Source organism: Leptolyngbya iicbica LK (assembly GCF_004212215.1).
Lineage (GTDB): Bacteria > Cyanobacteriota > Cyanobacteriia > Phormidesmidales > Phormidesmidaceae > Halomicronema > Halomicronema iicbica.
Genome location: NZ_QVFV01000001.1, coordinates 840,423 through 863,504 on the forward strand (window position 1 = coordinate 840,423; position 23,082 = coordinate 863,504).

A 23,082-nucleotide genomic window follows, 5' to 3' on the forward strand; every position below is an offset into this window, starting at 1 on the left:
CGGTGAGGACTCGGCTCGTCGTGGTTTCCTGGCGAAAGCCCTGTAAGAGAAGAACCCATAAGGGTTAATGTAGGAGACATCACAAAATCCTAGAACGAGCATGATCGCCCCAGCGGCCATCACCGGATTCTAGTCTTTATTCAGCCCGCCCGATTTTAAGAACGCCTGACTTGATCTGTCCTGATGAAAGAACTGCTTTATTTAGAGGTGCCCACCCCCGATACGCTGGCCGTGCGGGCGTGGTTGCAGGAGCGATGGCAACCCTCCCAGGGGACGGCGATCGCCACGGTGGATGGGGTGCGGCTAGAGTTTGGTCAGCCCGCCGCTCCCGAGGCGTTACCCCCGGCGCTCTCCGTGTTTGTCTGGTCGCTGCAGCGCACCACGTACCTCAAGGTGTTTCGGTGGGGCGATCGCGCCATGCCCCAAGAAGCCGCGCTGCTTCAACAATTAGAGCGATCGATCCGCACCGCGTTTCCGCCCACGTATCCCGAACTCCCCCCGTTCAATCCCGCCGCAGAAACCATTTTTGAGGCCCTCACCCCCCATTATCCCAAGACCGTTCAGTACTTCCAGCGGATGCCCAATGGCGAGGCCGATTTGCAACGGGTCTATTGGTGGGAACAACGGTGGCGCGACAGCGTGCGATCGCCCAAAACTCCCAAACAAGTTATCTTCCGCACCACCGAATCCACTGACACAGCGCCCGGTGACGCCGCATCGTTTGACTTGATTTATGTCGGCGGGGCCTTGGGCGTCATCCATGCGGCGGTGATGGCCAATCTCGGCTATCGCGTGCTGCTGATCGAGCGGTTGCCCTTTGGCCGCATGAACCGCGAGTGGAACATTTCCCGCCAGGAATTTCAAAGTCTGATTGATTTGGGTCTGTTCACCGCCGAGGAATTTGAGGCGCTGATTGCCCGGGAATACGAAGACGGTTTCAACAAGTTTTTTGACGCGAATAATCCGGCGATCGCGAAAGCCCCGGTGCTGCATACGCCGACCGTGCTCAACATTGCTCTGAACTCAGAAGCGCTGCTCAAGCGCTGCGGCGAAAAGCTGCTCGCCGCCGGGGGCACCATCTGGGATGAAACGGACTTTGAAGAGGCGCATGTGAGCGATCTCGCTGTCGCCGTAGACACCCGGCACCGCTCCACCGGAGAGGCCAGAACCGCTCACGGTCGCTTGCTGATCGACGCCATGGGCACGGCCTCCCCGATCGCGTGGCAGCTCAACAATGGTCGCGCTTTTGATAGCGTCTGCCCGACCGTCGGGGCCTGCATTTCGGGCGGCTTTGACCCCGCCGTGTGGGATTCCACCTATGGGGACGTGTTGTTTAGCCACGGCGATATTTCGCGCGGGCGGCAGTTGATTTGGGAACTCTTTCCCGCTCAGGGTGATGAGTTGACCATTTACCTGTTCCACTATCACCAGGTCAATGCCGAGAACCCCGGCTCGCTGCTGACCATGTACGAAGACTTTTTCCACATCCTGCCAGAGTATCGCCGCTGTAGTCTGGATAAACTCACCTGGCGTAAACCCACCTTTGGCTACATTCCCGGTTACTTCGCCCAGGGCAAGGACGATCGCACCGTCGCCTTCGATCGCTTGGTGGCGATCGGCGACGCTGCCTCGCTCCAGTCACCGCTGGTATTCACGGGCTTTGGCTCACTGGTCAGAAATCTCCCCCGCCTCACCCACCTGCTCGACCTCGCCCTGCGGCACGATTTGCTCAAAGCCCAGCACTTGAATCAAATTCGTGCTTTCCAGAGCAACATCGCCATCACCTGGCTCTTTTCTAAAGGCATGATGGTGCCCACGGGCAAGGCGATTCCCCCGGCGCGCATCAATTCCATGCTCAATACCTTTTTTGGCATTTTGGAATCTGAAGACGCCGAAGTCGCCGATCGCTTCATCAAAGATCGCGCCACCTGGAGCGAATTTAACCGCATGGCCCTGACGGCAGCGACCCAAAATCCGGCCCTGCTGTGGTGGATTTGGCAGCTCGCAGGGGCCAAAGATCTGCTGCGGTGGATGGGCAGCTACCTCAATTACACCTGGCAAACCTTTATTCTGTGGCTATTTAGCTGGTTCCCGACCTGGCTAAGTGGTAACGAGCAGTGGCTAGAAAAAACGAGTCCGCGTCTCTTTTTCTGGATGATGGCTCAGAGTTACCATCTCACCTACGGCATGGGCACCCCGCCCCAAAGTCAACGGGTCAAAATTCACCCCCAAACAGCCCCCACTGACGAACCATCGAGCAGCCGTACATCCCAACCCCCGCGATCGCCCGCCAATCGTCGGGCGATCCCACAGTCTGACTAACGCCGCAGGGAACCTTTGTCACAACGACTAGACAACGGGACGGCTCATACAGGCGACCCACCATAATTAAGCTTCGCCCCCAGCAAGTTAGCGCTTACTGGGGTCATTCTCATCAGCTACGGTCGCGAAGCGGGCAAAGGCTCACCAAATGGCAACGGGCCACTCCCCCGGGGAATCGGTGGGGGTGGGGGAATAGACGGCTGTTCCCGATTGGACAGGGCGTTCGTGGCCGTTTCAGACTCCGCTTCGTCATCAGTCAAAAATGGCGGGGCTGCGATCGCGGCTGTCGTGACCCGTTCCGAACGAGGGGCCACGTTAGGAACCTGCGTCGGCACACCAGCTTCGGTCGGCGGTCTGACCTCATTCGGGGCGATCGCGCGATTCCCCGGTTCACGCCAATGATCGGGCGGTGACGGCAGGGTCGGAATCTCTAGCGAGTTGGCAGCTACCACATCGGGAGCCGCCTGACGCGCTGTCTCCGCTCCAGGGGGCCGAATCGTCGCCTCCACGGGCAACGTGTCCGGGCGAGACGCCGTCGTCGTTGGTGGCCGCATGGTAGATTCCGCTGGCAAACTCTCCGGGCGATTAGCCGCTGCAACAGGGGGTCGCATGGTGGATTCCACTGGCAGCGTGTCCGGACGAGCCGCTGCCGTTGTTGTCGGTGGCCGAATCGCGGATTCCGCTGGCAAACTCTCTGACGGACGATTAGTAGCAACCACTGGCGGCCGCACCGTCGATTCTGGGGGCAAAGTTGCGGCCACAGACGAGGACTCACTAGGTCGATTTTGCGAACTCGGCGGCCGGATTTGTTCAGGGACCACGCCTGCCGCCGTCACTGAGGGGACAGGACTCGTAGGTGGAGGTGCCACACTTGGGCGACTAGTCGGCACATTAGCTGTCGACGACGGCGCAACCGGAGCACCCGCACGACTGGGAGGACGCACTTGATTCGGGGCGCTGGCCGTGGTGGATGGCAACGGTTGATTAGGAGGCGGAGCGGCACTGGGGGAGGCAGCGGGCACCGTCGCTAAGGGCGGCACTGCGACCGCTGGCGCTGGCGTCCTATCAGCCTCGGCCAAAGACGGCACAGAAACCGTCGAGGATGCCCCAGCCATAAAGGGATCAAGGGGCAGTTCTGCCGGTGGCTGGTCGCTCAGATTGTCACTGATGGCCCCTGATAATACTGCGGCATCGGTGCTCACCGACGAGAGCGGATCCGGCCCTGTCGGCAAAGATCGCACCGCGCCGGTCGTCGCCGACGTGGCAATATCTGGCAAGGAGGCAGGCGCGGGCAAGGGCGCAGCGACCGGGTCGCTAACCGACGAGGCCGGCGGCTCTACGGCAATCGTCACAGCCGGGGCATCTGCAGCCGAGACTTCATCCTCTGCTGCCGCGACATCATCCGCCGTGGCCATCGCTTCCACTGGCTCCGAGGGGGTCATCTCGGAGGACTCATCAGCAATAGTCGACGCTGGGGGATCAGCGATCGCCGCCCTTGGAGCGGCCACGCTAGCGGCTGGAGCAGAAGACTCAGGCGCTGCCACCTCAGGCGTATCGGCAGCAGCTGGACGGGAAGGCACAGGAGCGGTTGCGATTGGGACTGTGGGCGCATCTTGCAACAGCGGTTGTAGCACCCACTCGGTTTGGCCGTTGCCCAGATCGGTTGCCATCAATTCTGCATGGCGTGGATCTAGCCGGGTATTGGGCGCAAGTTCAAGGACGAGGCGCGAGCCCCCGGCTACCTCAGTCAACCGAATGCTGCTCACCGCCCCACTGTATTGTTCAGCCGCCGTCACAGTTCCCAAGGTCGTGTTGGGAATCTCCAAAATGATGCGGGCCGGTTCTGCCAGCAAGAAGAAATCCGGCGTAATGCCACTCGGCAGCGTCAGGCTCACCGCTTGGCTCGCTGGGTCAAACATCCAATCATTGAGCACCACCGCCCTTGCCGGGGCGATGATTGCAGCTGGACTCATCATTCCCGCGATCGCAGCCGCGGATAAGGTCCAGGCACCAAACCTAGATTTAGGATTTTGTCGGTTCCGGGGTGGCATGCGTATTTCCCCACAGTTTCCCTTTCCACACAAGGATAGGCGCATTTTCCACAAATGCAACCCTAATTTGACATCACGCTAGATATAGTTGTCACGGCGAAAAATTAGGGTTGCCGAAATCGACGGGGCGACCACGCATCGCCCCGTCTAACACAGATCACCAGTTAGTGCTATCGAGCGGTGACGCTCTAGCCCTCACAAAAGTTCCGGCCTGCTCCGCCGCCGCGAAGGGATTAGGTAAGCGTCGAGACGGTGCGCGCCATTGGTTGCAGCTTCACACCTTATTCCGGCAGCACCGTATCAATGAAATTTTGCCAGGTTTCATTCGGCTGCCAAATCTTCGCCAAATCAGCCGCAGCGGTATCCCGAGGCACCCCTCGCAGACAACGATACAGATACACAAAAGTGGAAACCCGCATGTTCATCGCACAGTGAACAAATACCTTTTGCTCAGCATGTTGAGCCATCACCGTGGCAAATTGCTGAAAATCTCTCAAGGTTGGATATTCCCATTCCACCGGAATCGGATAGTAGGTCATGCCCTGCGCTTCGACAACGGCGCACTCATCGGGCAAGGCATTGGTCGAGGTGGGCAGCGCCAAATTGATCACGACGGCAAAGTCAGCCTGAGCGATCGCAGCAAACTGTTCGGCTGTCGGTTGCCCAGCGGTTGCCAAGCGTTCAGAAATGGGCAAATAGTTGTAAATATCTGTCAGCATCGGTAGCGCTATTCCAAAATCGTAACTGAGTCCCCCACTGTTAACGGTTGTAACACTGAATTTGGGGCCACACGGGTGTTGACGGCGAGGCGATAAAAATGGTTGAACCGCGATCGCGCGACCGCTGGCGGTAACGTAGCGGCCCGGTGCTCACTAAAGAGTTTCTGAAAGTGCTGGGTGCGATCGCCGGTTTGCGAATCGCGGGTAGGGACAATACAGCGCTGACAGGGATTGATCCCCCAAAACGTCACCGCACCAATCTGAAAGGGCATGGGCGCTCCCGACTCCGAAAACAGCCGATCCTCCCAAAAAGCCGGGACACCATCAATCTCCAGGTTGGAACGAAAGCGCCGCCGCGTTTCTGCCAAACTCAGGCCATACCAATCCGCCACTGTTTGCAGCGTCGCCGTACTGATCACCGTCGGCCCCGGCGAATCGGTGTCATCCGGAAAGCCCATCTCCCCGTTATGTTGCAGAGTCACAGGCTGCCCAAAATAATTGCTGCCCCACTGTTCAAAGTCCGCAGTTGGCGATGTCAGATGAAAGGTCGTAGCTGACGTCGGCTCATTCAACCAAACAGTAATCTGGCTCAGATCGTCAGAAAAGCGCGATCGCACTCGATGCATACTGGCAAAGCGTTTGCCGTTGACAAACTTCCCTGAAGCATCCACCAGAGCATAGGCGCGATCGCCCTGCAACGCTCCACTCGCAAGAACCGCGATCGTCTCCACCGCCACGCCATCAAACGACTTGATTGGATAAATATCAATGCGAGCGAGATAGGGAGCCACGGCAGTCGTTCCTAGCAATGAACATCAGCGATCGAATTCATCTAGACAGCACACAGATTTACTCTGCGGGCAATCTCAAACATTCAGCCCTGATCCCGGTCGATGCCAACGCCAATGAGAACTCAATTCACCTCGGCCTTCACTGCCCCTAACGCGCCGGAATAGACCAGTCCCCGACGAGTATCCAGAGTCAGAATAGTGCCATCGCGAATCGTATCGGTTGCCCCCTGCACTCCGACAATCACCGGAATGCCCAAACGCAAACCCAGCACTGCCGCGTGACCTGTGGGGTTGCTATCTTCTGTAACAATGCCCCCCGCCTGCCGAATCGCTTCCACAAAGTCAGCACTCGTGCTACGCACCACCAAAATTTCTCCCGGATTGAAATCCTTCACGTCGAGCCCCGAGTGGGCTACCCGTGCCCGCCCACTCACCGACCCTTCACCAATGCCGACGCCGTTGCCCAGTACTGCCGTGACAATATCCACCTTGATCAGGTCAGTCGAGCCTGAGACGCCCTGCAAGGTTCCCGCCGTCATCACGACGAGATCCCCTTCCCGCAAAAAGCCTTTTTCCTGGGCCACATTCATCGCCGCCTGAAAGGTTTGGCTCGCCGAAGGCAAATCCAGCACAATCAAAGGCCGAACGCCCCACACCAACTGCAATTGGCGAGACACATCCACATGGGGCGTCACCGCTAAAATCGGTGTCTTGGGCCGAAACTTTGACACGTTACGCGCCGTGGCCCCCGACTTAGTCAACGTCATAATCGCCGATGAATTGAGCTGCGACGAAATGCGTGCCACTGCCTGACTAATGGCATTAGGAATCGATCGCGGCGAGCCCACCATCTCATGGGCTTCGTGACCAAATGTTTCCTGCTCCGTACGCAGCGCCACCTGCGCCATCGTCTTCACCGCTTCTACAGGATATTTGCCCACTGCGGTCTCATTCGAGAGCATCACCGCGTCAGTACCATCCAAAATGGCATTGGCAATATCTGACACCTCGGCCCGCGTGGGTCTAGGATTGTTGACCATGCTGTCCAGCATTTGAGTCGCCGTAATCACGGGAATGCCCAGACGATTGGCCGTGCTAATCAGACGCTTCTGCAAAATGGGGACGTCCTCTGGCGGCAGTTCTACTCCTAAGTCGCCCCGCGCCACCATCACCCCATCCGACAGGGACAAAATGGCATCCATTTGCTCGATCGCTTCATGCTTCTCAATCTTGACGATAACGGGCACCCGCTTACCCGCATTCGCAATCAGCTCCTTAATCTCCAAGACATCTTGAGGATTGCGCACAAAACTCAGCGCGACCCAGTCCACCCCTTGATCCAGACCAAAGACGAGATCCTTCTTATCTTTTTCGGTCAGCGCTTTGATGGATAAATAAACGCCCGGGAAGTTCACCCCTTTGTTGTTTGACAAGACGCCGCCAACCACTACTCGGCAGTGCAAATCGCCTTTTTCCGGCTCCACCGACTCCACGACCATCTCAACTTTGCCGTCGTCCAACAAAATCGTCGCCCCATTGGGCACTTCTCGAGCCAGCGGTTCATAAGTCACAGAACTAATGCGGGCACTCCCGGGGACGGCCCGACTCGTCAGGGTAAATTCATCCCCTTTGCTGAGATGAATCGAGCCATCTTCAAAGCGGCCCAGACGAATCTTGGGGCCTTGCAAATCTTGCAAAATGCCGACCGGTTGGTTGAGCTCAAAGGAAACCTGGCGGATCAGCTTCACGCTGCGCTGGTGATCTTCGTGGGTGCCGTGGGAAAAGTTGAGTCGTAACGTCGTGGCGCCAGCTTCGATCAGCGATCGCAAGACTTCGGGCTTTTGAGTCGCGGGTCCGATAGTCGCCACAATCTTAGTGCGTCGCAAAGCATTTCGAAGTTGCATAGCCGTTCTACGAAAAGGGATGAAGGGAAATTACAAACTGAAGAGCGCTGTAAAAATCTAATGGCTTAGCAGCATCTCTACATATAAGACTACGGGATAGTAGCACGTTAACTCCGCTTACTGGTGTCAACGATTGGCAATCACGACTGCCCCAACCACTGTTCAGCCTCGGCATAACAGTCAGTCAGTCTAGGTTCTCAACAAGGCTCGTGCAGCCAGAGCACAAGGCCGACTCGCCCGGCCCATTACCCAGATCATCACTCAACGTTCAGCCAGCATTCCAGTTTCGCCATTCATTCGCCGTTCATGATGGCAACCTGCCTCCAGGGGAAAAGCGGTCCGCCAGGGTCTTAGTCACAGTCGCTCTGGCAGCCCTGACTTCGCCATCGGCCCTGACCACTCCGACGCGAGCGGCGCCCCCTAACCTTAAGCCCCTGGGCGAAGCGCCTTGAGCAGATTAATAAATCGCTCTCCAGACGATTGACATGACTAAATGAGACGATGTCACAAAACTTTATTGTTGCTCCTAAGTGCCGTATACTACCGAAGTTAGATTAAAGGAGCTTTGCGTATGTCGGTGGCCGGTCTGCCCCTGACAATTCCCAAAACCGTACCCTCTAGCTACCTCAAGGCAGACGGTGGTTTGAGTCCTAACCTCCTGATGTTGCTAGCCTCGGTGGCGCTCATTACGACATCAACACTAGGGTATTTCCTTTGGGGATGGTTCGGCTGGTGCGTGTTTTTGATGAATGTGTTGGCATTACACTTGGCGGGCACCGTCATCCATGATGCTTCACACAACGCCGCACATCGTAACCGGGCGGTCAATGCGGTATTGGGCCACGGCAGTGCATTAATTCTCGGGTTCTCCTTTCCCGTCTTTACCCGAGTGCATTTGCAGCATCACGCCCACGTCAACGATCCTGAGAACGACCCCGATCACTTCGTTTCTACCGGGGGACCTCTATGGCTGATTGCTGCCCGCTTCTTCTATCACGAGATTTATTTCTTTCAGCGTCGTCTCTGGCGTAAGTGGGAAATGCTGGAATGGTTCCTCGGTCGCTTAGCTGTGGGACTGCTGGTGTTTGCTGCCGTGCAGTTTGACTTTCTGGGCTACATTTTCAACTATTGGTTTTCGCCAGCATTAGTCGTGGGCATTGCACTCGGGCTGTTTTTTGATTATTTGCCCCATCGCCCGTTTGAAGAGCGCGATCGCTGGAAAAATGCCCGCGTCTACCCCAGTGGCATTTTGAACCTGCTGATCATGGGCCAGAACTATCACTTAATTCATCACCTGTGGCCGTCGATTCCTTGGTATCGCTATAAGCCGACCTATGAAGTGATGAAGCCCCTGCTGGATGCCAAAGGATCGCCTCAATGCCTGGGCATTCTCAACGGCACGAAAGATCTGTTTGGCTTTCTGTATGACCTGGTGCTGGGCATCCGTTTCCATTCCCACAAGCCGACCCAAGAGTCTGACTCTGAAACGACTGGGTGAAAATTGGTCGGCGATCGCGAAGCCCAGTGAATGTGCCGTTAGGATAGAGAGCAGCAGTTCTGCCACCCAAAAGTAGCGGACTGTGACTGCTGAGTTGATGGCACTGCGCATGACGGCGAAGATTAAATCCCCTGCAGAACCTGCAGTTTACGAAGGGCAGTTTGGCCCCTTCACCATTGATGCGAGCGATCGCCAAGAAGTCATCCAATATCGCGCTGGCCTTGCGATCGCAGCGAGCAGCTTTGCCTTAGGCACGGCAGGTATTCTCTGGCGCGGCGATGTGGACTGGGTGGTGCAAGGTATTAGCGCACTCTACACCGTATTTTGGTTGGCCTTAGGCTATAGCCTGCTCAAAATTCATATCTACTTGCGGCCCTTGCATCGACTGCTGCAAGCGTTTTGGCTCATTGGTGGAGTGGCATCGTTGGCGATCGCTCACTTTTCTCCAGAGCCGTTTGCTCAAACCGTGTTCGACTATCCCGCTACGATTTGGGGCATTGGCTTTACCTTTGCCGCCCTGACCGGCATTTACTTTAAGGAAGCGTTCTGCTTTAACCGCATTGAGACCAAAGTGATGACGCCCCTCGTCCCGTTGTTACTGCTCGGGCACCTCTTCCAATTCCTATCACCAGAGTGGGAAGCGCTGCTATTAGCAATTTGGGCCGCTAACTTCGTGTTGTTTGCCTTGCGGAAATCAGTGCAACCTTGCCCCGATGATATTGGTGACAAAAGCGTCTTTGCTTATTTAGAACAGCAGCGCCAACAGCCGACCACCAGCGCTTCTTAGATGGTACGACGTTGGGCAAAATGATGGTCTAATGCAGTGTGATTTTGTCCCCTCGCCTGTCGCGATCGCTTGATGCTCAGGGCTCCCATATCGGGCATCCTAACCGTAGGGTTGAGACCAACATCGGGAGCATCGTCTTGTCGCAGGAAAGCATATTGTGGTTTGCCTGGAGCCAGATTCCAGGGCTGGGGCCAATTTTGCAAAAACGCCTGGCACAGCACTTCGGTTCTTTGACGGTCGCGTGGGAGACGACTCCAGACGAGCTCTTGGCCGTGGAAGGTATTGGCCTCAAGCTCGCGTGGGCGATCGCCGAACACCGCCCCCAAATTGCGCTGGAGTCTCTGCGTCCCCCGACCGACCACTTCATCACCCCGGCTGACGCCGCCTATCCCGAGTTGCTGTACGAAATTCCGGATCCGCCCCCGATCCTTTACTACCAGGGAGATTTGGCCTTATTAGCAGCCTGTCAGCACCGTCCGGGGGTGGGCATCGTCGGCACTCGCAGCCCCTCAGACTATGGCAAACGGTGGACTCGTCGCCTCACCAAAACCCTGTGCCGAGCTGGCTTTCTGGTGATCTCGGGGCTAGCAGACGGCATTGACCGCATCGCCCATGAAAGCTGCCTGGAAGCCCAGGGCGAAACCATTGCCGTTTTGGGCACGGGCGTTGATGTGGTTTATCCTTACCGCAATCGCGACCTTTATCGCGAGATCGGTACATCAGGGCTGCTCCTGAGTGAATATCCCCCTGGTACACAACCCGAAAAAGTCCACTTTCCTCGTCGCAATCGCATCATTGCCGGGCTCAGTCGCGCCACCCTGGTCACGGAAGCGCCGCGCAAATCAGGCGCACTCATCACCGCTAAATTAGCCAACGATTATGGTCGTGATGTGTTTGCGCTCCCAGGCTCGCTGGATAATGTGCGCGGTCACGGCTGTTTGGATATTCTCAGTCAAGGGGCGCAGATGATTTTACGCGAAGACACCTTAGTGCAAGCCCTGGGAGCCATTCCGGTTGAGCCGCCGATACCAACCCCTGCGCCCGCGCCTCCCCCTGATTTGTCACCGCTGTTGTCAGCCGTCTTCCAAGCTGTCACTCCCGAGTCGCGATCTCTGGATGCGATTGTTCAGCAGGTGCATGACCTGTCCACCGGCGATATTCTCAGTGCCCTGATGCAGTTAGAACTCATGGGGCTGATCAGCAGCATTCCTGGCACGCAACAATATCAACTCAGTACGGAGTCATAAGGCTCTAGGCCCGCTAAGTCCACAGTCCGTTACAAGTCGTCGCCCTGAGCGATCGCCTCCCTTACACTAGCGGACAAGCCTTGTCGCTGTTCAGCCCGTCCCCTTCTGCGTAATCAGAACATGACTCAGACCGTTCACTACGCCCAGCCACCGCTAGATTTTTTACCGCCCAAGTTTGATCCCAAGATCCTGTGGCTGATGCAAACTGTGCTGCCAGTTTGGATGCGCTGGAAAAGCAGCGTTAAAACCCTCAACATTCAAGGGGCCGATGTCCTCATTGACCTGTTCCAGCAATTCGCGGCACAAGAGGCGCGATTTCTCATTGCCTTTCGTCACCCCAGCCCTGACGACGCCTACTGCCTGATGAACCTGCTGTGGAATCAGCTGCCCAAAATCAGTCGTGAACTAGGCAAACCGCTGCCCCAAACGCCCCACGTCCATTTCATTTACGATCGCGGCATTCCCCTCTGGGCCGGCGATTGGATCGGGAATCTGTATTCTCGCCTCGGTGGCACCTCCATCCAGCGGGGCAAGGTCGATCGCCAAGGGCTCAAATCCGCACGCCACTTGTTTGCCAACGGCCAATTTCCCATGGCCGCCGCTCCCGAAGGGGCCAATAACGGCCATAGCGAAATTGTCAGCCCCTTTGAGCCGGGGATTTCCCAGATGGGCTTTTGGTGCGTCGATGATTTACACAAGGCCCAGCGCTCGGAAGCCGTCTTTATTGTGCCCCTGGGGATTCAATATTTTTATCAGGATGCCCCCTGGCAACCCCTGGCAGATTTACTCGCCCAACTCGAGCGAGAAGTCGGCATCACGCCCCCAGCAGCGACCTTACCGACTGCCCCTGAAGCGATCGCCCCAGCCCTTTATCCCCGACTGGTGCAACTCGGCTGGCGACTGCTCGAAATGATGGAATCCTACTACAGCGATTTCTTCGAAGCGTCGTTTATGCCGGCGGAAACGAGCATCAATCAGTCGGCCAATGAGCTCGCGGAGCGGTTAAATCGCCTATTAAATGCGGCCTTGCAAACCGCTGAGTCATTTTTCCGGATTCCGGCTCAAGGGTCGGTGATTGATCGCTGCCGCAAAATTGAGCAAGCCGGTTGGGACTGGATTTATCGAGAAGATTTGCGACCTGACAAAATCCTCTCCCCCGTTGAGCGCGGACTCGCCGATCGCATCGCCGAAGAAGCCACCTTACGGATGTGGCATATGCGCCTGGTAGAAAGCTTTGTCGCCGTCACGGGTGAATATGTGCAGGCGAAACCGTCGGTTGAGCGCTTTGCCGAAACGCTATTGTTACTGCGCGACACCATTGCCCGCATCAAAGGCGAAAATCCTTTTCCTCGGCCCACCTTGGGAGAGCAAATTGCGTACCTGGCAGTAGGAGCACCACTGTCGGTGAGCGATCGCTGGCCCACTTACAAAAGCAACCGCCGTCAAGCGATCGCTGATCTCACCACTGATTTACAAACCGCTGTGCAAGCCCTCATCACGGCGGAGAAACCGCCGACGCCGTAATCGGCGCGATCGCCGTCATCAGGTCAGCTACTCGTTGTTGATAGGCCGCTGTCGTCAAGACAGGGGTACTGTCAGGCAAGTTTCCAGTCTCTGGCAACTCGACCCAAGAGCGACAGCCACCATAGCGCTTGGCATACACAAGTTGGAGCGGGGTCGTAAAGCGATACCCCCGCAAGCACAAAACATACGCTGGGCGTTCCGGCTTCCAAGCCAAGCGCTCGGTCAGCCAGTCATCCGTCCAAATATGGAAAGGTCGTAGCCGCTCAATCATGTCAGAGCCTTGCAAAGCCAACTGATGGGTAATCTCAACCCACCCTGGCAACAGCATCGCGTCACCCTCTTGGGGCACCCCAGTCGCAGTAACTCGCGCCGACCACGGCTGACGCATCGCCGCCACAGACTGATGCTCATAAGTGGGAAACAGCACAACGCGATCGCTCGGCACTTCAAACACGGGCTTCGCTTCCCGAATGCCCCCTTTTCGGATCAAGAGAATCAAATCCCCTGATAACAAGGCGTCCACCGCCACGGCCCATTCCTTCAGAGCCCAAGTCATGTTAGTCAACGTCATGCCTCCTGCCGCTGCGCCGATTCAATTGCCTCAAGCGTAGCGTGACAATCGATAACCTCGTTCAGAGCAACAGTTGTAATGCCTGAGGCTCACTTAAGACCGCCTGGGCTTCCGCGATCGCCGGACTACCGCCCCAGGTGACGCTCACAAACCCTGCACACTTGCCATTGTGAGCTAACTGCTGATCTAAGGCTGAATCACCAATCACTAAACATTCCTCAGGGGCGACCCGCAATTTTTCACAGGCCGTCCACACCATTTGCGGATCTGGTTTAACTGGCGGGGATTCACTGCCCGCGCTCCAAGCAATCTGAGCCGCCAGGTCATAACAGTCCAGAAAATCTTGAATATTTGCCGTCGTATCACCTGACAAGACCGCCATCACGAGTCCCATCTGCTGGGCCTGCTGCAAGAGTTCAGGAATGCCCGCCAAGGGGGGCGTCAGGTCAGCTTTGCGAGTGACACTGCGATCGCTCTCCGCAAAGCTCGACTGTACCCATTGCCGCGAGTCAGCCCAAGCATGGCCACGGGCTGCCACATAGGCCGCCGCCGCAATTTCATTTTCATAGCGGGTACCGACCGCCATGAGTCCCGCCGGGTCATACTGCCCAGCAACACAACCAAAGGCCGCCATCAGGTCATCGTAAACACCGGGCACCTTTTGGTTGAGGGAGTGCGATCGCTGATGTGCCAACTTCTGTAAAAAGCCGTAGGAATCTGCCAGCGTCCCATCCTTATCCCACAAAATGGCTGCAATGCCTTCAAATCGGCGAGCCCCGCATTGTACGTTCAACCCCTTCATCTCAACTCCTCATCAACATTGGCAGCCACGTTCACCGCCACCGCATAGCCACAAAAAAGGGCCGCAACCTATCGCTACGACCCTCAGATATGAATCTAATTCAAGCGAAGTCTAGTCTTCAGTAGCGGAGAAATCATCATCACTATAGTCACTAGTATCCTCACCGCCCGATTGAGCCGCTTCTTCTTCCGCTTTCTTCGCCATCGCTTCACGATACTTTTCAGCCATCTCCTCCGCTTTGTCGAAGACCAAGTCAGGGTTCTTCACCATGTCACCGGGCTCCGGCTCAAGCTGCTTAGTAGACAGTGAGATCCGACCACGCTCAGCATCCAGGTCAATGATCATGACTTTGATTTCGTCATTCACATTAAAGACGCTGTGGGGCGTATCGATGTGATCATGAGAGATTTCGGAGATGTGTAGCAAGCCGCTGACGCCGCCGATGTCGATAAACGCACCATAAGGCTTCAAACCGCGTACGGTGCCGAGTACTACTTCGCCAACTTCCAGGCCGTTCATCTTACGCTCTACCAGAGCACGACGATGGCTCAAGACAAGGCGATTTCGTTCTTCATCCACTTCTAGGAACTTCAGCGGCAACTCTTCCGCCACCAAATCTTCCTTGGGCTTGCGGGTGCTGATATGAGAACCGGGAATAAACCCACGGAGTCCCTCAATGCGCACCAGAGCACCACCTCGGTTGGTCGCAAAGACTTCAGAACGGACGGTTGCGTCTTCCTGTTGCAGCTGGCGGACTCGCTCCCAAGCACGCATGTACTCGATGCGACGAATCGACAGCGTCAACTGACCATCTTCGTTCTCGTCAGTGAGAATAAAGAACTCGCGAGTTTCATCCGATTGCAAAACCTCGTCCGGGCTTTCCACACGGTTGATGGACATTTCCTGGATGGGAATGTAGGCGGCAGTCTTGGCACCAATGTCAATGAGGGCGCCTCGGGGCTCTAAGCTGAAAACTGTGCCAGCAACGGTATCACCGGGGCTAAAGTGATAGTCGTACTTATCTAATAGTGCTGCAAAATCGTCGTGGGTGAACCCAATATCCGTACCCTTTTCCTGCTCTACCTGATTGACCATGCTAATGTTTACCTACCGTTTTCTCCGTGATGAGTGTTCTCCTCAGTTCGCAAGGGACCGAGCCAAATGGGCCAAGCCCATCAAGTTGTCTCACTTCTAAGCAGACGAGGTTAGCGGGAGACTGATCTCTCGCAAGAGTTACGATTATACCTGAAAACACCGGCCTTAGGGTCGAAAACTTGTATGGTGCGGCCTGGATTAGTTCACTGCGAACCGTTACAGAAATTTTCTGAAATTTGTCTGGCATCATTGCGATCGCCGAACTGTTGCCAACACATTCAGCAAACTATACGCTCCAGCAAGCTGAATTCTTGAGTACTGCCAGGACAGATCTCCACTCCACGGCACCGCAAAAATCGCCCCAACTCTAGTCAGTTGCCAACACAGTTTTGACAATATGGCATTGGCGATATCGTGCCTGCTTAACTCTCGGCATTGACCGCAAGTCGCCACTGCGAAGCCTAGTCAACAATCAGGAAGGGTAGTTTTGCCTGCAGACGGGTGCAGTACTGCGCCGCTAATCATGCCGCGAAGGAACCGAAACGGCACGGTCATCGAGATCAGGGCGTAAGTTTCGGGCTTCTCGCAGATACACGTGAGACACTTGTTCGTGGAGAACTGGCACTTGTGTGTGCATCAACACGCGAATGCAGCGCGGCAGGCTACCCACGACATGCATATGTTGTACATCTAGTAGCGGAACGACATCCCAACCGGGACGCTGCCGAGCCGCCGCTGCCGGGAACAAAGCGTCTAAATCTTGAGTAACGGAAAACGTGACGCTAATTAAATATTCAGGGCTGAGACGATTTTGCGACTCGATGGCATCTAACAGCTCATGGGTAGCATCGGCGATCGCTTCGGCCGAGTTTTGAGACACGGTGATGGCGCCACGGATGCCTTGAATTCGCCAACCCACATTTATTTCCTCCAACATGCCTTACCAAAATATTAAGTACTCTTTCGCTTTGAAATATGTAAAACGGGATTGATTAGCGTCAATCCTAGCAGCCTGTGCTGATGTAAATTGTGTGGGCTGTATCCGAGGAAATCGGCTAAGTCTGCAAAGTTAGGCCCGCGCGCTGTCGTCTCAATGATCGGGCTTTCAGGCGCTTCCATCTCCTTTAACGCTAGTTACCTGCCGAGCCCGCGATCGCCCTCCGGCAAATCTCCATCAGGGACGATAAAGCCACAACGGTAAACCCGAGGTCGAGATTTCAAACTCTAGCCAATTGGTGACCGTCTGCAAATTGGTTGAAGCTTCGGGAAAGATTTGCGCCAACATTGACTGACTGCGCCCCGGCAAGAACTTTTGCAGTCCGGTCTTTTTGGCTTCGAGCTTTTTGACGGGGGCCTTGTCAGGGTCTAAACCTGCCAGTTCAGCGGCCCAGCGGCGGGCATCTTCTTCCGTGCCGAGACGATCGACGACGCCCAGTTCCAGCGCTTGTTCTCCCGTAAAGATGCGGCCATCAGCAAACCCCCGCACCACCTCTTCTGCGAGGCCCCGCGCTTGGGCCACGGTTTTAACAAACTGACCGTAGCTAACGTCAATCAACTCCTGCAAAATCGACTGTTCGGCATCGGTCAGTTCGCGATCAAAAGCGAGAATGTCCTTATACGGACCAGATTTGATCACCTTAAAGGAAACGCCAACTCGGTCAAGCAGCCGTTCTAAGTTGTTGCCACGGAGGATGACGCCGATGCTGCCCGTAATCGTGCCAGGATTAGAAACGATATGCTTTGCGCCCATACCGATGTAGACACCGCCCGAAGCCGAAATATTGCCAAAGCTCGCTACGACGGGAATGTCCTTGTCTTGGAGCCGCAGCAAAGCATTGTAAATTTCTTGAGAGTCACCGACCGTTCCCCCAGGACTATCAATTCTGAGTAGCACCGCGGGAAATTTCTTTTCGATCACTTGCTCCAGGGCTTCTAAAACATGTTTGCGAGTGGTGCCAGCGATCGCGCCACTAACTTCAATGCGAGCGATCGATTGTTGAGCACGGGATTTAAATGGCCAAATCATAGATGGAGCAGACTAAGTAAAGATGATGAGCTTGCCACAGTTGCCAAAACAGAGCCATCACTGGCGAAGAATGACTGGCTGTAGAACTAACGTTTATCGCCCATTGTACTCGCCTGGCTGAACCCTCTGGGCAACCGTGAGAGATTAGGGCAACTAGCTAGTGACTTCAAGTTTCTTTATATTGAAGTAATGTTTGTTCAATAACTTTGGCGATCGCTGACCCCGTCCATGGCCCTAACCCCATCCACCCCTAAGCCCCTTTGGCGGCTACCCATCATCATTTCGCCCTTTTTTCTATGGGGCACCGCGATGGTCGCCATGAAAGGGGTCATTCCCGACACAGCGCCCTTCTTTTTAGCCACGATGCGACTGTTGCCAGCGGGGGGGCTAGTGCTCATCGCAGCGATGATTATGGGCCGCAGCTTTGAGGTTAGCTGGCGCGGCTGGTTTTGGATTGCTTTTTTTGGCCTGGTGGATGGCACCCTGTTTCAGGGATTTTTAGCCCAAGGGCTCGTGCGGACTGGCGCTGGTTTAGGGTCCGTCATGATTGATTCGCAGCCCTTGGCAGTCGCGTTAATGGCGCGGTGGCTATTTCAAGAGCAGGTGGGCGCTTTAGGCTGGCTGGGGCTGGCAATCGGATTGGCTGGCATCACCTTGCTCGGCCTACCGGATGAATGGGTCATTAGTTTTTTTCAAGGTCACTTCACGCTGTCTGAGGTGCCCGCTGATGGCCTCATGCTGCTGCAGTTGCTGTTCGACCAAGGCGAATGGCTGATGCTGATGGCCGCGCTGTCGATGGCGGTGGGCACCATTTTGATTCGCTACGTTGCGCAAGAGGCTGACCCAGTGGTGGCGACGGGGTGGCACATGATGCTGGGGGGCCTGCCGCTCGCAGCCCTCTCGCTCATCGGTGAGCCCCAACCTTGGGCGGGCATTAGTCTCACGGGTTGGGGGGCGATCGCCTATTCCACAATTTTTGGCAGCGCGATCGCTTACGGCGTGTTTTTCTTTCTGGCCTCTCGCGGCAATCTGACGAGTCTGAGTGCCCTCACCTTCCTGACGCCAGTCTTTGCCCTGTTGTTTGGCAATTTATTTTTGGGCGAAGTGTTGAGTCCGCTTCAGACCTTAGGAGTCTCATTCACTATCGTGAGTATTTATTTGATTAACCAGCGCGAAACCTTGACCCAGTGGGTGCTGAGTAAGTGGCAACTGTTGCATGAGCCACCGGTTGAATCCAAAAGTTAAGTCGTTTTGCCCCGAGGTGCTGGGCTGATGCTCAGCGCTTACCCAGTGCGCGATGCATGGCGAGGGCTTGGTTGATCCGCACTAGCACGCTGAATACGCCCCTTCGACCAAGCCGCCAGAGACAAATACCGTCATCCCACTTGAAAACTTAATACAGTCTAAGAATTGGAACACCGTGACGCTGTTGCTCAACTTTTTTGGCTAGACTAACCTTCAATTAGTTTCAGTGCCGTTTACTTGGCTCTGACAAGCTCGCCAGGTGCTTGTGCGCTGATGGCGTCGCTGCTGATTACCTGCAAAAATCTCAATTTCCGCCATTTACACCTATGACCCGCGCTGCGAATCGACGAGCTTCTTCGCTAATGGCTGTTACTAAAGGCGCGATCGCCACGTCGCTACTGACAGCTGTCTCCACTGTGGCAAGCCCTTTTCAAGCGATCGCTGAGGCCGCAGAGTTAGCCGAAAACAGTCCCAAAGCAGTACTGGATGAAGCCTGGCAGCTGGTTTATCAGGAATATGTTGACTCCACCTTTAATCAAACGGATTGGTTGGCCGCTCGGCAACGATTATTAGATCGCGATTACACATCGACTGAAGCGGCCTATGATGCCTTGCGAGACGAGTTGCGCCGTCTCAACGATCCCTACACGCGATTCTTAGATCCTCGCGAGTATGCCGAAATTTCAGATCAGACAGCTGGCGAGGTTTCAGGTGTCGGCTTACAGGTGCAACGCGATGCTCAGACCCGCAGCATTGTCGTCACTACAGTTCTGGAAAATTCGCCAGCCGCGGCACGGGGGTTGCGCGTCGGCGATCGCATTTTGCTGGTCGATGGGCAATCAGTCGAACGGCTCACTGCTAACGGCGTGGCCCAACTGCTGCGCGGCACCGAAAACTCTCAAGTCACGGTGACCTATTCCCGCAACGGGAGCGATCCCCAATCGGTCATTTTGACGCGAGCCCGGTTAGAACTGCCGACGGTGGCCCATGACCTCAAGCAAATCGATGGTTATCGCATTGGCTACATTCGCTTAGATGAGTTCAATGGCCACGCGACTGAGCAAATGGTCGAAGCGATCGAAACTTTGTCGGACCAGGATGCAGAGGCATTCATTTTAGACTTGCGCGGCAATCCGGGAGGGCTGCTCTCAGCCAGCATTGAAATTAGCCGTCTGTGGCTGCAGCGTGGCCCCATTGTCCGCACCCTTGATCGCAACGGCGAACCGTCCGAAATTAACGCCAATCGTTCTGCATTGACTGATTTGCCGATGGCCGTGTTGGTCAACAGTCGCTCCGCCAGCTCAAGCGAAATTTTGACGGGAGCCTTGCAAGACAATGATCGGGCCACTATTGTCGGCACGACGACCTACGGTAAGGCGCTAGTGCAGTCACTGTATGGACTCTCCGATGGCTCGGGGCTGGCGGTGACGATCGCTCACTATTACACCCCCAACGGCACTGACATTAGCCACAAGGGCATCACGCCTGATATTGAAGTCGAATTGAGTAATAGCGAAGAGCGTGATCTGTTTCGCGATCTGACTCGCTTGGCTTCAGAACAGGATACCCAGTTTATTCAAGCGGTCGAGTCCCTGGCACCGACGATCCAAAGTCATCGCGCCATGCCAGCAACGCCGACCCAGTTAGGGCGATCGCCGGACGAGTAATGCTCCTGGCTGATGAGCCCAGCGGCGGTCACTCAATTAATTAGACAAGAGTGCAGGCCTCCCGACTTACGGAGTTTCATCAGGTACCAGCTCAACCACCTCATTCCACCGGACGTTGAAGCCGGGTAACCAACCCCGTAAAAAGTAGTAAAACGAGGTCAACACCTCGTTCCAATAACGACTGGTCAGTCGCAGTGCTTCAACGCTGGGGACTAAGTCTGACAATTTTGCGAGGGTATCGCCGGTGGGTCGGCTGCTGCCGTACAGATTGGTAGGCCAAGCAATCACTTGTAGCCCCTCTTTCTCAAACGTGAGCGCGGCGCGGCGCATCGATAACGCGGGCGCGACCAAAGCCACCCGTTGCGTCTCGCGCTGTGGCAAATCTGGATTCGGTAGAATTCCTCGTTCTTCCAACAGGCCTTTCACATCGCGCATGGCCCCATGAATATTCATACCCGCATCACCGACTGAGATGCTCGTCGACGGCACTCCTTGGCTAATGAGGATTTGGCGTAATGTGTTTTCTTTGGCACCTTTTTCTTCGGCAGAGCCGTACAACGGACCAGCGGTCACATACACGAGAGGCGAGCTGCCCTGGGACCGTAACCGCTGCTCTAATCGAGCGGCACTAGCGAGGCGAGTCACCAAGATAGGATCGAGATCAACCTCGCTATCAATGCGACTTGGGAAAGACTCCAGCGGGGCGATCAAGTCCATATTTTCGGCGATGACAACCTCAACCACCACTTGACCGAGGGGAATCGTTGTGGGAATACCCGTCGGGCAGACATCTTCGCAAATACCCTGCTGGACACGATAGGCTTCTTGCACCGCTTGCTCTGCCTGATTCACAATGGTGCGCGCAAAGAGTGGCACACTCGCCACCAGTAAGATGGCAAAGGCAACGCTCACATAGCGACCTTTAATTTTTTTTTCGGCCAGGGCCAAAATCAGTAGCCCTAGAGTCGCACCAAGCGGCGTCAGCGGTAACGAAATAATTTGCCAAATCGAACCAATCGTTTCGTCGTTGGGGTCAATGAATGACAACACAAACAACGTCAAAATGATGGCTCCCCCAAACCAGGTCAAAAAGTTACGGGGGATAAATTTCAGCAGCACATACCAGATGAACAGCCCCATGGCCGCCCATACCAAGATGCGAGTAAGCAGTTCTAAAACCATGCTGCGCGGGAAAAGCCTAAGACTGCGATCGCTCATCCACCCTCAACGCACGGCAATTGTTGGGGGCAGATAGGCGGCCCTGCATGTGGAATGATACATGCGTTCAATCTTTCTGGCACACTTCAAGGGGGATGTTTACAGCCGCCCAGCGATCAGCCATGAGTAGTTTTTCTTAGCCGCCGATTCTCCTGTGCTACACCCATCGGTGACTGCCCTGAACCCTCAGCATCGCGATACGCTAAATAGGTTGTGGTTAGGAATCTTGAGTGACACAGCCAGAGGCGTTGCGGCAGTTATTAGAGGCGATCGCCCAGGGACAGATCAGTCCCCAGTCAGCGTTTGAAAAGCTGAAATATCTAGAGTTTGAACCCGTTGATGAATTTGCCAAGGTCGATCATCATCGATCGCTACGCACGGGATTTCCCGAGGTGATTTGGGGACCAGGCAAGACGGTGGAGCAAATTGTGGCGATTATGCGGGCGATGCGAGATCGCACCCCTGTGGTCATGGCCACCCGCATCGAACCTGACGTCGCACAACACATTCGGGCAGCGCTGCCAGCAGCCCTGTATTTCGAGGCAGCCAAAATTTGTGCGCTGGTGCCGATGAACTTGCAACCCCAGCATCCCGGCATCATGGGCATTCTCACAGCGGGCACCGCCGATTTGCCCGTGGCAGAAGAAGCAGCAATTACCGCCGAACTGTCGGGGTTTAACGTACTGCGACTGTGGGATGTCGGCGTGGCGGGTATTCATCGCTTGTTGCGCCATCGCGATGTGGTAGCCCAAGCGGACGTGTTAATTGTGGTCGCAGGCATGGAAGGGGCGCTGCCCAGCGTCGTGGCAGGCTTCTCGGATGTGCCCATTGTGGCGGTGCCCACCAGCGTCGGCTACGGGGCCAACTTTGGCGGCGTGTCGGCTTTGCTCACGATGCTCAACTCCTGCGCCACGGGCATCGGCGTGGTGAATATCGATAACGGCTTTGGGGCGGCGATGTTGGCCGGACAAATCTTGCGCACGGCCCAGCGGCTTCAGGCTAAGAGCGATCGCCCGTAGGGGGCGCAGTTGAGTGGCTGTGTGGCTGGGTAGTTGGGTGAAGAGACTTAGTGGGGGTATCCTAACCGAGTTCGACGACTTGCTTCAGTGATCGTTTTACGAGTTGAACCACCGCACAAAGAACCGATTACAACTGTTGTGGCCGGAGTCGCCCAAAGGCGTTTTGAGAGGTTCAAAGCCTGATTTTTGGTACAGGGCGATCGCCCCGTGCATCGCATCAAAGGTTTCTAAGTAGCAGCCACGATATTGCATCGCGACGGCAGCCTCGAGAGATCGCTGCATCAGGTGTCGGCCGATGCCTCGACCGCGAAATTCTGACAACAGATACATTTTTTGCAGCTCGCATACTTGCTCATATTCACAGGGAAACGGGGCAATCCCCGCGCCGCCAATGACGCGATCGTCATGGACAACGACATAGTATTGGGCGAGATCGCCTTGATAAGCCTGGGATAAATGATCAAGTTCGGGATCTGCCCAGGCAAAACCGGGACGATTAGCACCAAATTCGGTCAAGACCTGGCGAATGATGGCAGCAATAGCGGGATCATCCGACGGCTGAATCTCGCGAATCTTAAACGTCATAGTAGCGATGA

At 55.6% G+C, this 23,082-nt stretch carries 19 protein-coding genes; 8 read left to right on the top strand and 11 right to left on the bottom strand.

Annotated features, from left to right (window positions below):
• Positions 1 to 183 precede the first annotated feature (183 nt).
• Complete coding sequence (locus tag DYY88_RS03660; protein ID WP_063776163.1) at positions 184 to 2,322, top strand: FAD-dependent oxidoreductase; 2,139 nt, start codon at positions 184 to 186, stop codon at positions 2,320 to 2,322.
• A 116-nt stretch (positions 2,323 to 2,438) separates the two neighbouring features.
• Here DYY88_RS03660 and DYY88_RS03665 read toward each other — a convergent pair whose 3' ends face one another.
• The 4 genes from DYY88_RS03665 to pyk all read right to left on the bottom strand — a co-directional run bounded on the left by DYY88_RS03665 (position 2,439) and on the right by pyk (position 7,787).
• Complete coding sequence (locus tag DYY88_RS03665) at positions 2,439 to 4,295, bottom strand: AMIN domain-containing protein (RefSeq protein ID WP_044151012.1); 1,857 nt, start codon at positions 4,293 to 4,295, stop codon at positions 2,439 to 2,441.
• A gap of 359 nt (positions 4,296 to 4,654) precedes the next feature.
• The gene (locus tag DYY88_RS03670; protein ID WP_201278940.1) at positions 4,655 to 5,092 is read right to left on the bottom strand and encodes a protein tyrosine phosphatase family protein; all 438 of its coding nucleotides are present in this window, start codon (positions 5,090 to 5,092) and stop codon (positions 4,655 to 4,657) included.
• 8 nt (positions 5,093 to 5,100) lie between these two features.
• A complete protein-coding gene (locus DYY88_RS03675) occupies positions 5,101 to 5,883 on the bottom strand; it encodes an MOSC domain-containing protein (protein WP_039725601.1) in 783 nt (260 codons plus the stop codon).
• A 122-nt stretch (positions 5,884 to 6,005) separates the two neighbouring features.
• Positions 6,006 to 7,787, bottom strand: a complete 1,782-nt coding sequence (pyk, locus tag DYY88_RS03680) for a pyruvate kinase (RefSeq protein WP_039725602.1) — start codon at positions 7,785 to 7,787, stop codon at positions 6,006 to 6,008.
• 571 nt (positions 7,788 to 8,358) lie between these two features.
• On the opposite strand from pyk, the gene crtR reads away from it, so the two are divergent.
• The 4 genes from crtR (at position 8,359) to DYY88_RS03700 (ending at position 12,843) form a co-directional block, all read left to right on the top strand.
• Positions 8,359 to 9,285 carry a beta-carotene hydroxylase gene (crtR, locus tag DYY88_RS03685; protein WP_039725603.1) on the top strand — a complete coding sequence of 309 codons (927 nt, stop codon included), beginning with the start codon at positions 8,359 to 8,361 and terminating at the stop codon, positions 9,283 to 9,285.
• An 82-nt stretch (positions 9,286 to 9,367) separates the two neighbouring features.
• The gene (locus tag DYY88_RS03690) at positions 9,368 to 10,072 is read left to right on the top strand and encodes a DUF2301 domain-containing membrane protein (protein ID WP_367889257.1); all 705 of its coding nucleotides are present in this window, start codon (positions 9,368 to 9,370) and stop codon (positions 10,070 to 10,072) included.
• A gap of 38 nt (positions 10,073 to 10,110) precedes the next feature.
• Positions 10,111 to 11,319, top strand: coding sequence for a DNA-processing protein DprA (gene dprA / locus DYY88_RS03695; RefSeq protein ID WP_302849224.1), 1,209 nt, complete (start codon positions 10,111 to 10,113; stop codon positions 11,317 to 11,319).
• A gap of 120 nt (positions 11,320 to 11,439) precedes the next feature.
• Positions 11,440 to 12,843, top strand: a complete 1,404-nt coding sequence (locus DYY88_RS03700) for a glycerol acyltransferase (protein WP_039725605.1) — start codon at positions 11,440 to 11,442, stop codon at positions 12,841 to 12,843.
• Here DYY88_RS03700 and DYY88_RS03705 read toward each other — a convergent pair.
• The 5 genes from DYY88_RS03705 to sppA form a co-directional block, all read right to left on the bottom strand.
• Positions 12,815 to 13,414 (bottom strand): DUF1802 family protein, encoded by a 600-nt coding sequence (locus DYY88_RS03705; protein WP_039725606.1) that lies wholly within the window; start codon positions 13,412 to 13,414, stop codon positions 12,815 to 12,817. The two genes, DYY88_RS03700 and DYY88_RS03705, sit on opposite strands and share 29 nt — an antisense overlap.
• A 61-nt stretch (positions 13,415 to 13,475) precedes the next feature.
• The gene (locus DYY88_RS03710) at positions 13,476 to 14,216 is read right to left on the bottom strand and encodes an HAD family hydrolase (RefSeq protein ID WP_039725607.1); all 741 of its coding nucleotides are present in this window, start codon (positions 14,214 to 14,216) and stop codon (positions 13,476 to 13,478) included.
• Positions 14,217 to 14,327: 111 nt separating this feature from the next.
• Complete coding sequence (locus DYY88_RS03715) at positions 14,328 to 15,311, bottom strand: 30S ribosomal protein S1 (RefSeq protein WP_039725608.1); 984 nt, start codon at positions 15,309 to 15,311, stop codon at positions 14,328 to 14,330.
• A gap of 517 nt (positions 15,312 to 15,828) precedes the next feature.
• Positions 15,829 to 16,230 carry a chorismate mutase gene (gene aroH / locus DYY88_RS03720; protein WP_207223284.1) on the bottom strand — a complete coding sequence of 134 codons (402 nt, stop codon included), beginning with the start codon at positions 16,228 to 16,230 and terminating at the stop codon, positions 15,829 to 15,831.
• Positions 16,231 to 16,485: 255 nt separating this feature from the next.
• A complete protein-coding gene (gene sppA / locus DYY88_RS03725) occupies positions 16,486 to 17,337 on the bottom strand; it encodes a signal peptide peptidase SppA (RefSeq protein ID WP_039725610.1) in 852 nt (283 codons plus the stop codon).
• A 228-nt stretch (positions 17,338 to 17,565) separates the two neighbouring features.
• Between sppA and DYY88_RS03730 the strand changes: the two genes are divergently transcribed.
• Both DYY88_RS03730 and DYY88_RS03735 read left to right on the top strand, forming a co-directional pair.
• Entirely contained in the window at positions 17,566 to 18,582 is a 1,017-nt protein-coding gene (locus DYY88_RS03730) for a DMT family transporter (RefSeq protein ID WP_039725611.1), read from the top strand.
• A 362-nt stretch (positions 18,583 to 18,944) separates the two neighbouring features.
• Positions 18,945 to 20,249: a S41 family peptidase gene (locus tag DYY88_RS03735; protein WP_201278942.1), complete on the top strand. Its 1,305-nt coding sequence runs from the start codon at positions 18,945 to 18,947 to the stop codon at positions 20,247 to 20,249.
• Positions 20,250 to 20,315: 66 nt separating this feature from the next.
• Here the strand turns inward: DYY88_RS03735 and DYY88_RS03740 are convergent, their stop codons facing one another.
• A complete protein-coding gene (locus tag DYY88_RS03740) occupies positions 20,316 to 21,431 on the bottom strand; it encodes an ElyC/SanA/YdcF family protein (protein WP_039725612.1) in 1,116 nt (371 codons plus the stop codon).
• 266 nt (positions 21,432 to 21,697) lie between these two features.
• On the opposite strand from DYY88_RS03740, the gene larB reads away from it, so the two are divergent.
• On the top strand, positions 21,698 to 22,486 hold the full coding sequence (gene larB, locus DYY88_RS03745) for a nickel pincer cofactor biosynthesis protein LarB (protein WP_039725613.1): 789 nt from the start codon (positions 21,698 to 21,700) through the stop codon (positions 22,484 to 22,486).
• A 96-nt stretch (positions 22,487 to 22,582) separates the two neighbouring features.
• Here the strand turns inward: larB and DYY88_RS03750 are convergent, their stop codons facing one another.
• Positions 22,583 to 23,071 (bottom strand): GNAT family N-acetyltransferase, encoded by a 489-nt coding sequence (locus tag DYY88_RS03750; protein ID WP_039725614.1) that lies wholly within the window; start codon positions 23,069 to 23,071, stop codon positions 22,583 to 22,585.
• Positions 23,072 to 23,082 lie beyond the last annotated feature (11 nt).

Bases quoted from the DNA above. Each gene is read 5' to 3' on its own strand.
- DYY88_RS03660 (WP_063776163.1), top strand. From the start codon at position 184: ATGAAAGAACTGCTTTATTTAGAGGTGCCCACCCCCGATACGCTGGCC.
- DYY88_RS03665 (WP_044151012.1), bottom strand. From the start codon at position 4,295: ATGAGTCCAGCTGCAATCATCGCCCCGGCAAGGGCGGTGGTGCTCAAT.
- DYY88_RS03670 (WP_201278940.1), bottom strand. From the start codon at position 5,092: ATGCTGACAGATATTTACAACTATTTGCCCATTTCTGAACGCTTGGCA.
- pyk (WP_039725602.1), bottom strand. From the start codon at position 7,787: ATGCAACTTCGAAATGCTTTGCGACGCACTAAGATTGTGGCGACTATC.
- crtR (WP_039725603.1), top strand. From the start codon at position 8,359: ATGTCGGTGGCCGGTCTGCCCCTGACAATTCCCAAAACCGTACCCTCT.
- DYY88_RS03700 (WP_039725605.1), top strand. From the start codon at position 11,440: ATGACTCAGACCGTTCACTACGCCCAGCCACCGCTAGATTTTTTACCG.
- DYY88_RS03705 (WP_039725606.1), bottom strand. From the start codon at position 13,414: ATGACGTTGACTAACATGACTTGGGCTCTGAAGGAATGGGCCGTGGCG.
- DYY88_RS03710 (WP_039725607.1), bottom strand. From the start codon at position 14,216: ATGAAGGGGTTGAACGTACAATGCGGGGCTCGCCGATTTGAAGGCATT.
- DYY88_RS03715 (WP_039725608.1), bottom strand. From the start codon at position 15,311: ATGGTCAATCAGGTAGAGCAGGAAAAGGGTACGGATATTGGGTTCACC.
- sppA (WP_039725610.1), bottom strand. From the start codon at position 17,337: ATGATTTGGCCATTTAAATCCCGTGCTCAACAATCGATCGCTCGCATT.
- DYY88_RS03730 (WP_039725611.1), top strand. From the start codon at position 17,566: ATGGCCCTAACCCCATCCACCCCTAAGCCCCTTTGGCGGCTACCCATC.
- DYY88_RS03735 (WP_201278942.1), top strand. From the start codon at position 18,945: ATGGCTGTTACTAAAGGCGCGATCGCCACGTCGCTACTGACAGCTGTC.
- DYY88_RS03740 (WP_039725612.1), bottom strand. From the start codon at position 21,431: ATGGTTTTAGAACTGCTTACTCGCATCTTGGTATGGGCGGCCATGGGG.
- DYY88_RS03750 (WP_039725614.1), bottom strand. From the start codon at position 23,071: ATGACGTTTAAGATTCGCGAGATTCAGCCGTCGGATGATCCCGCTATT.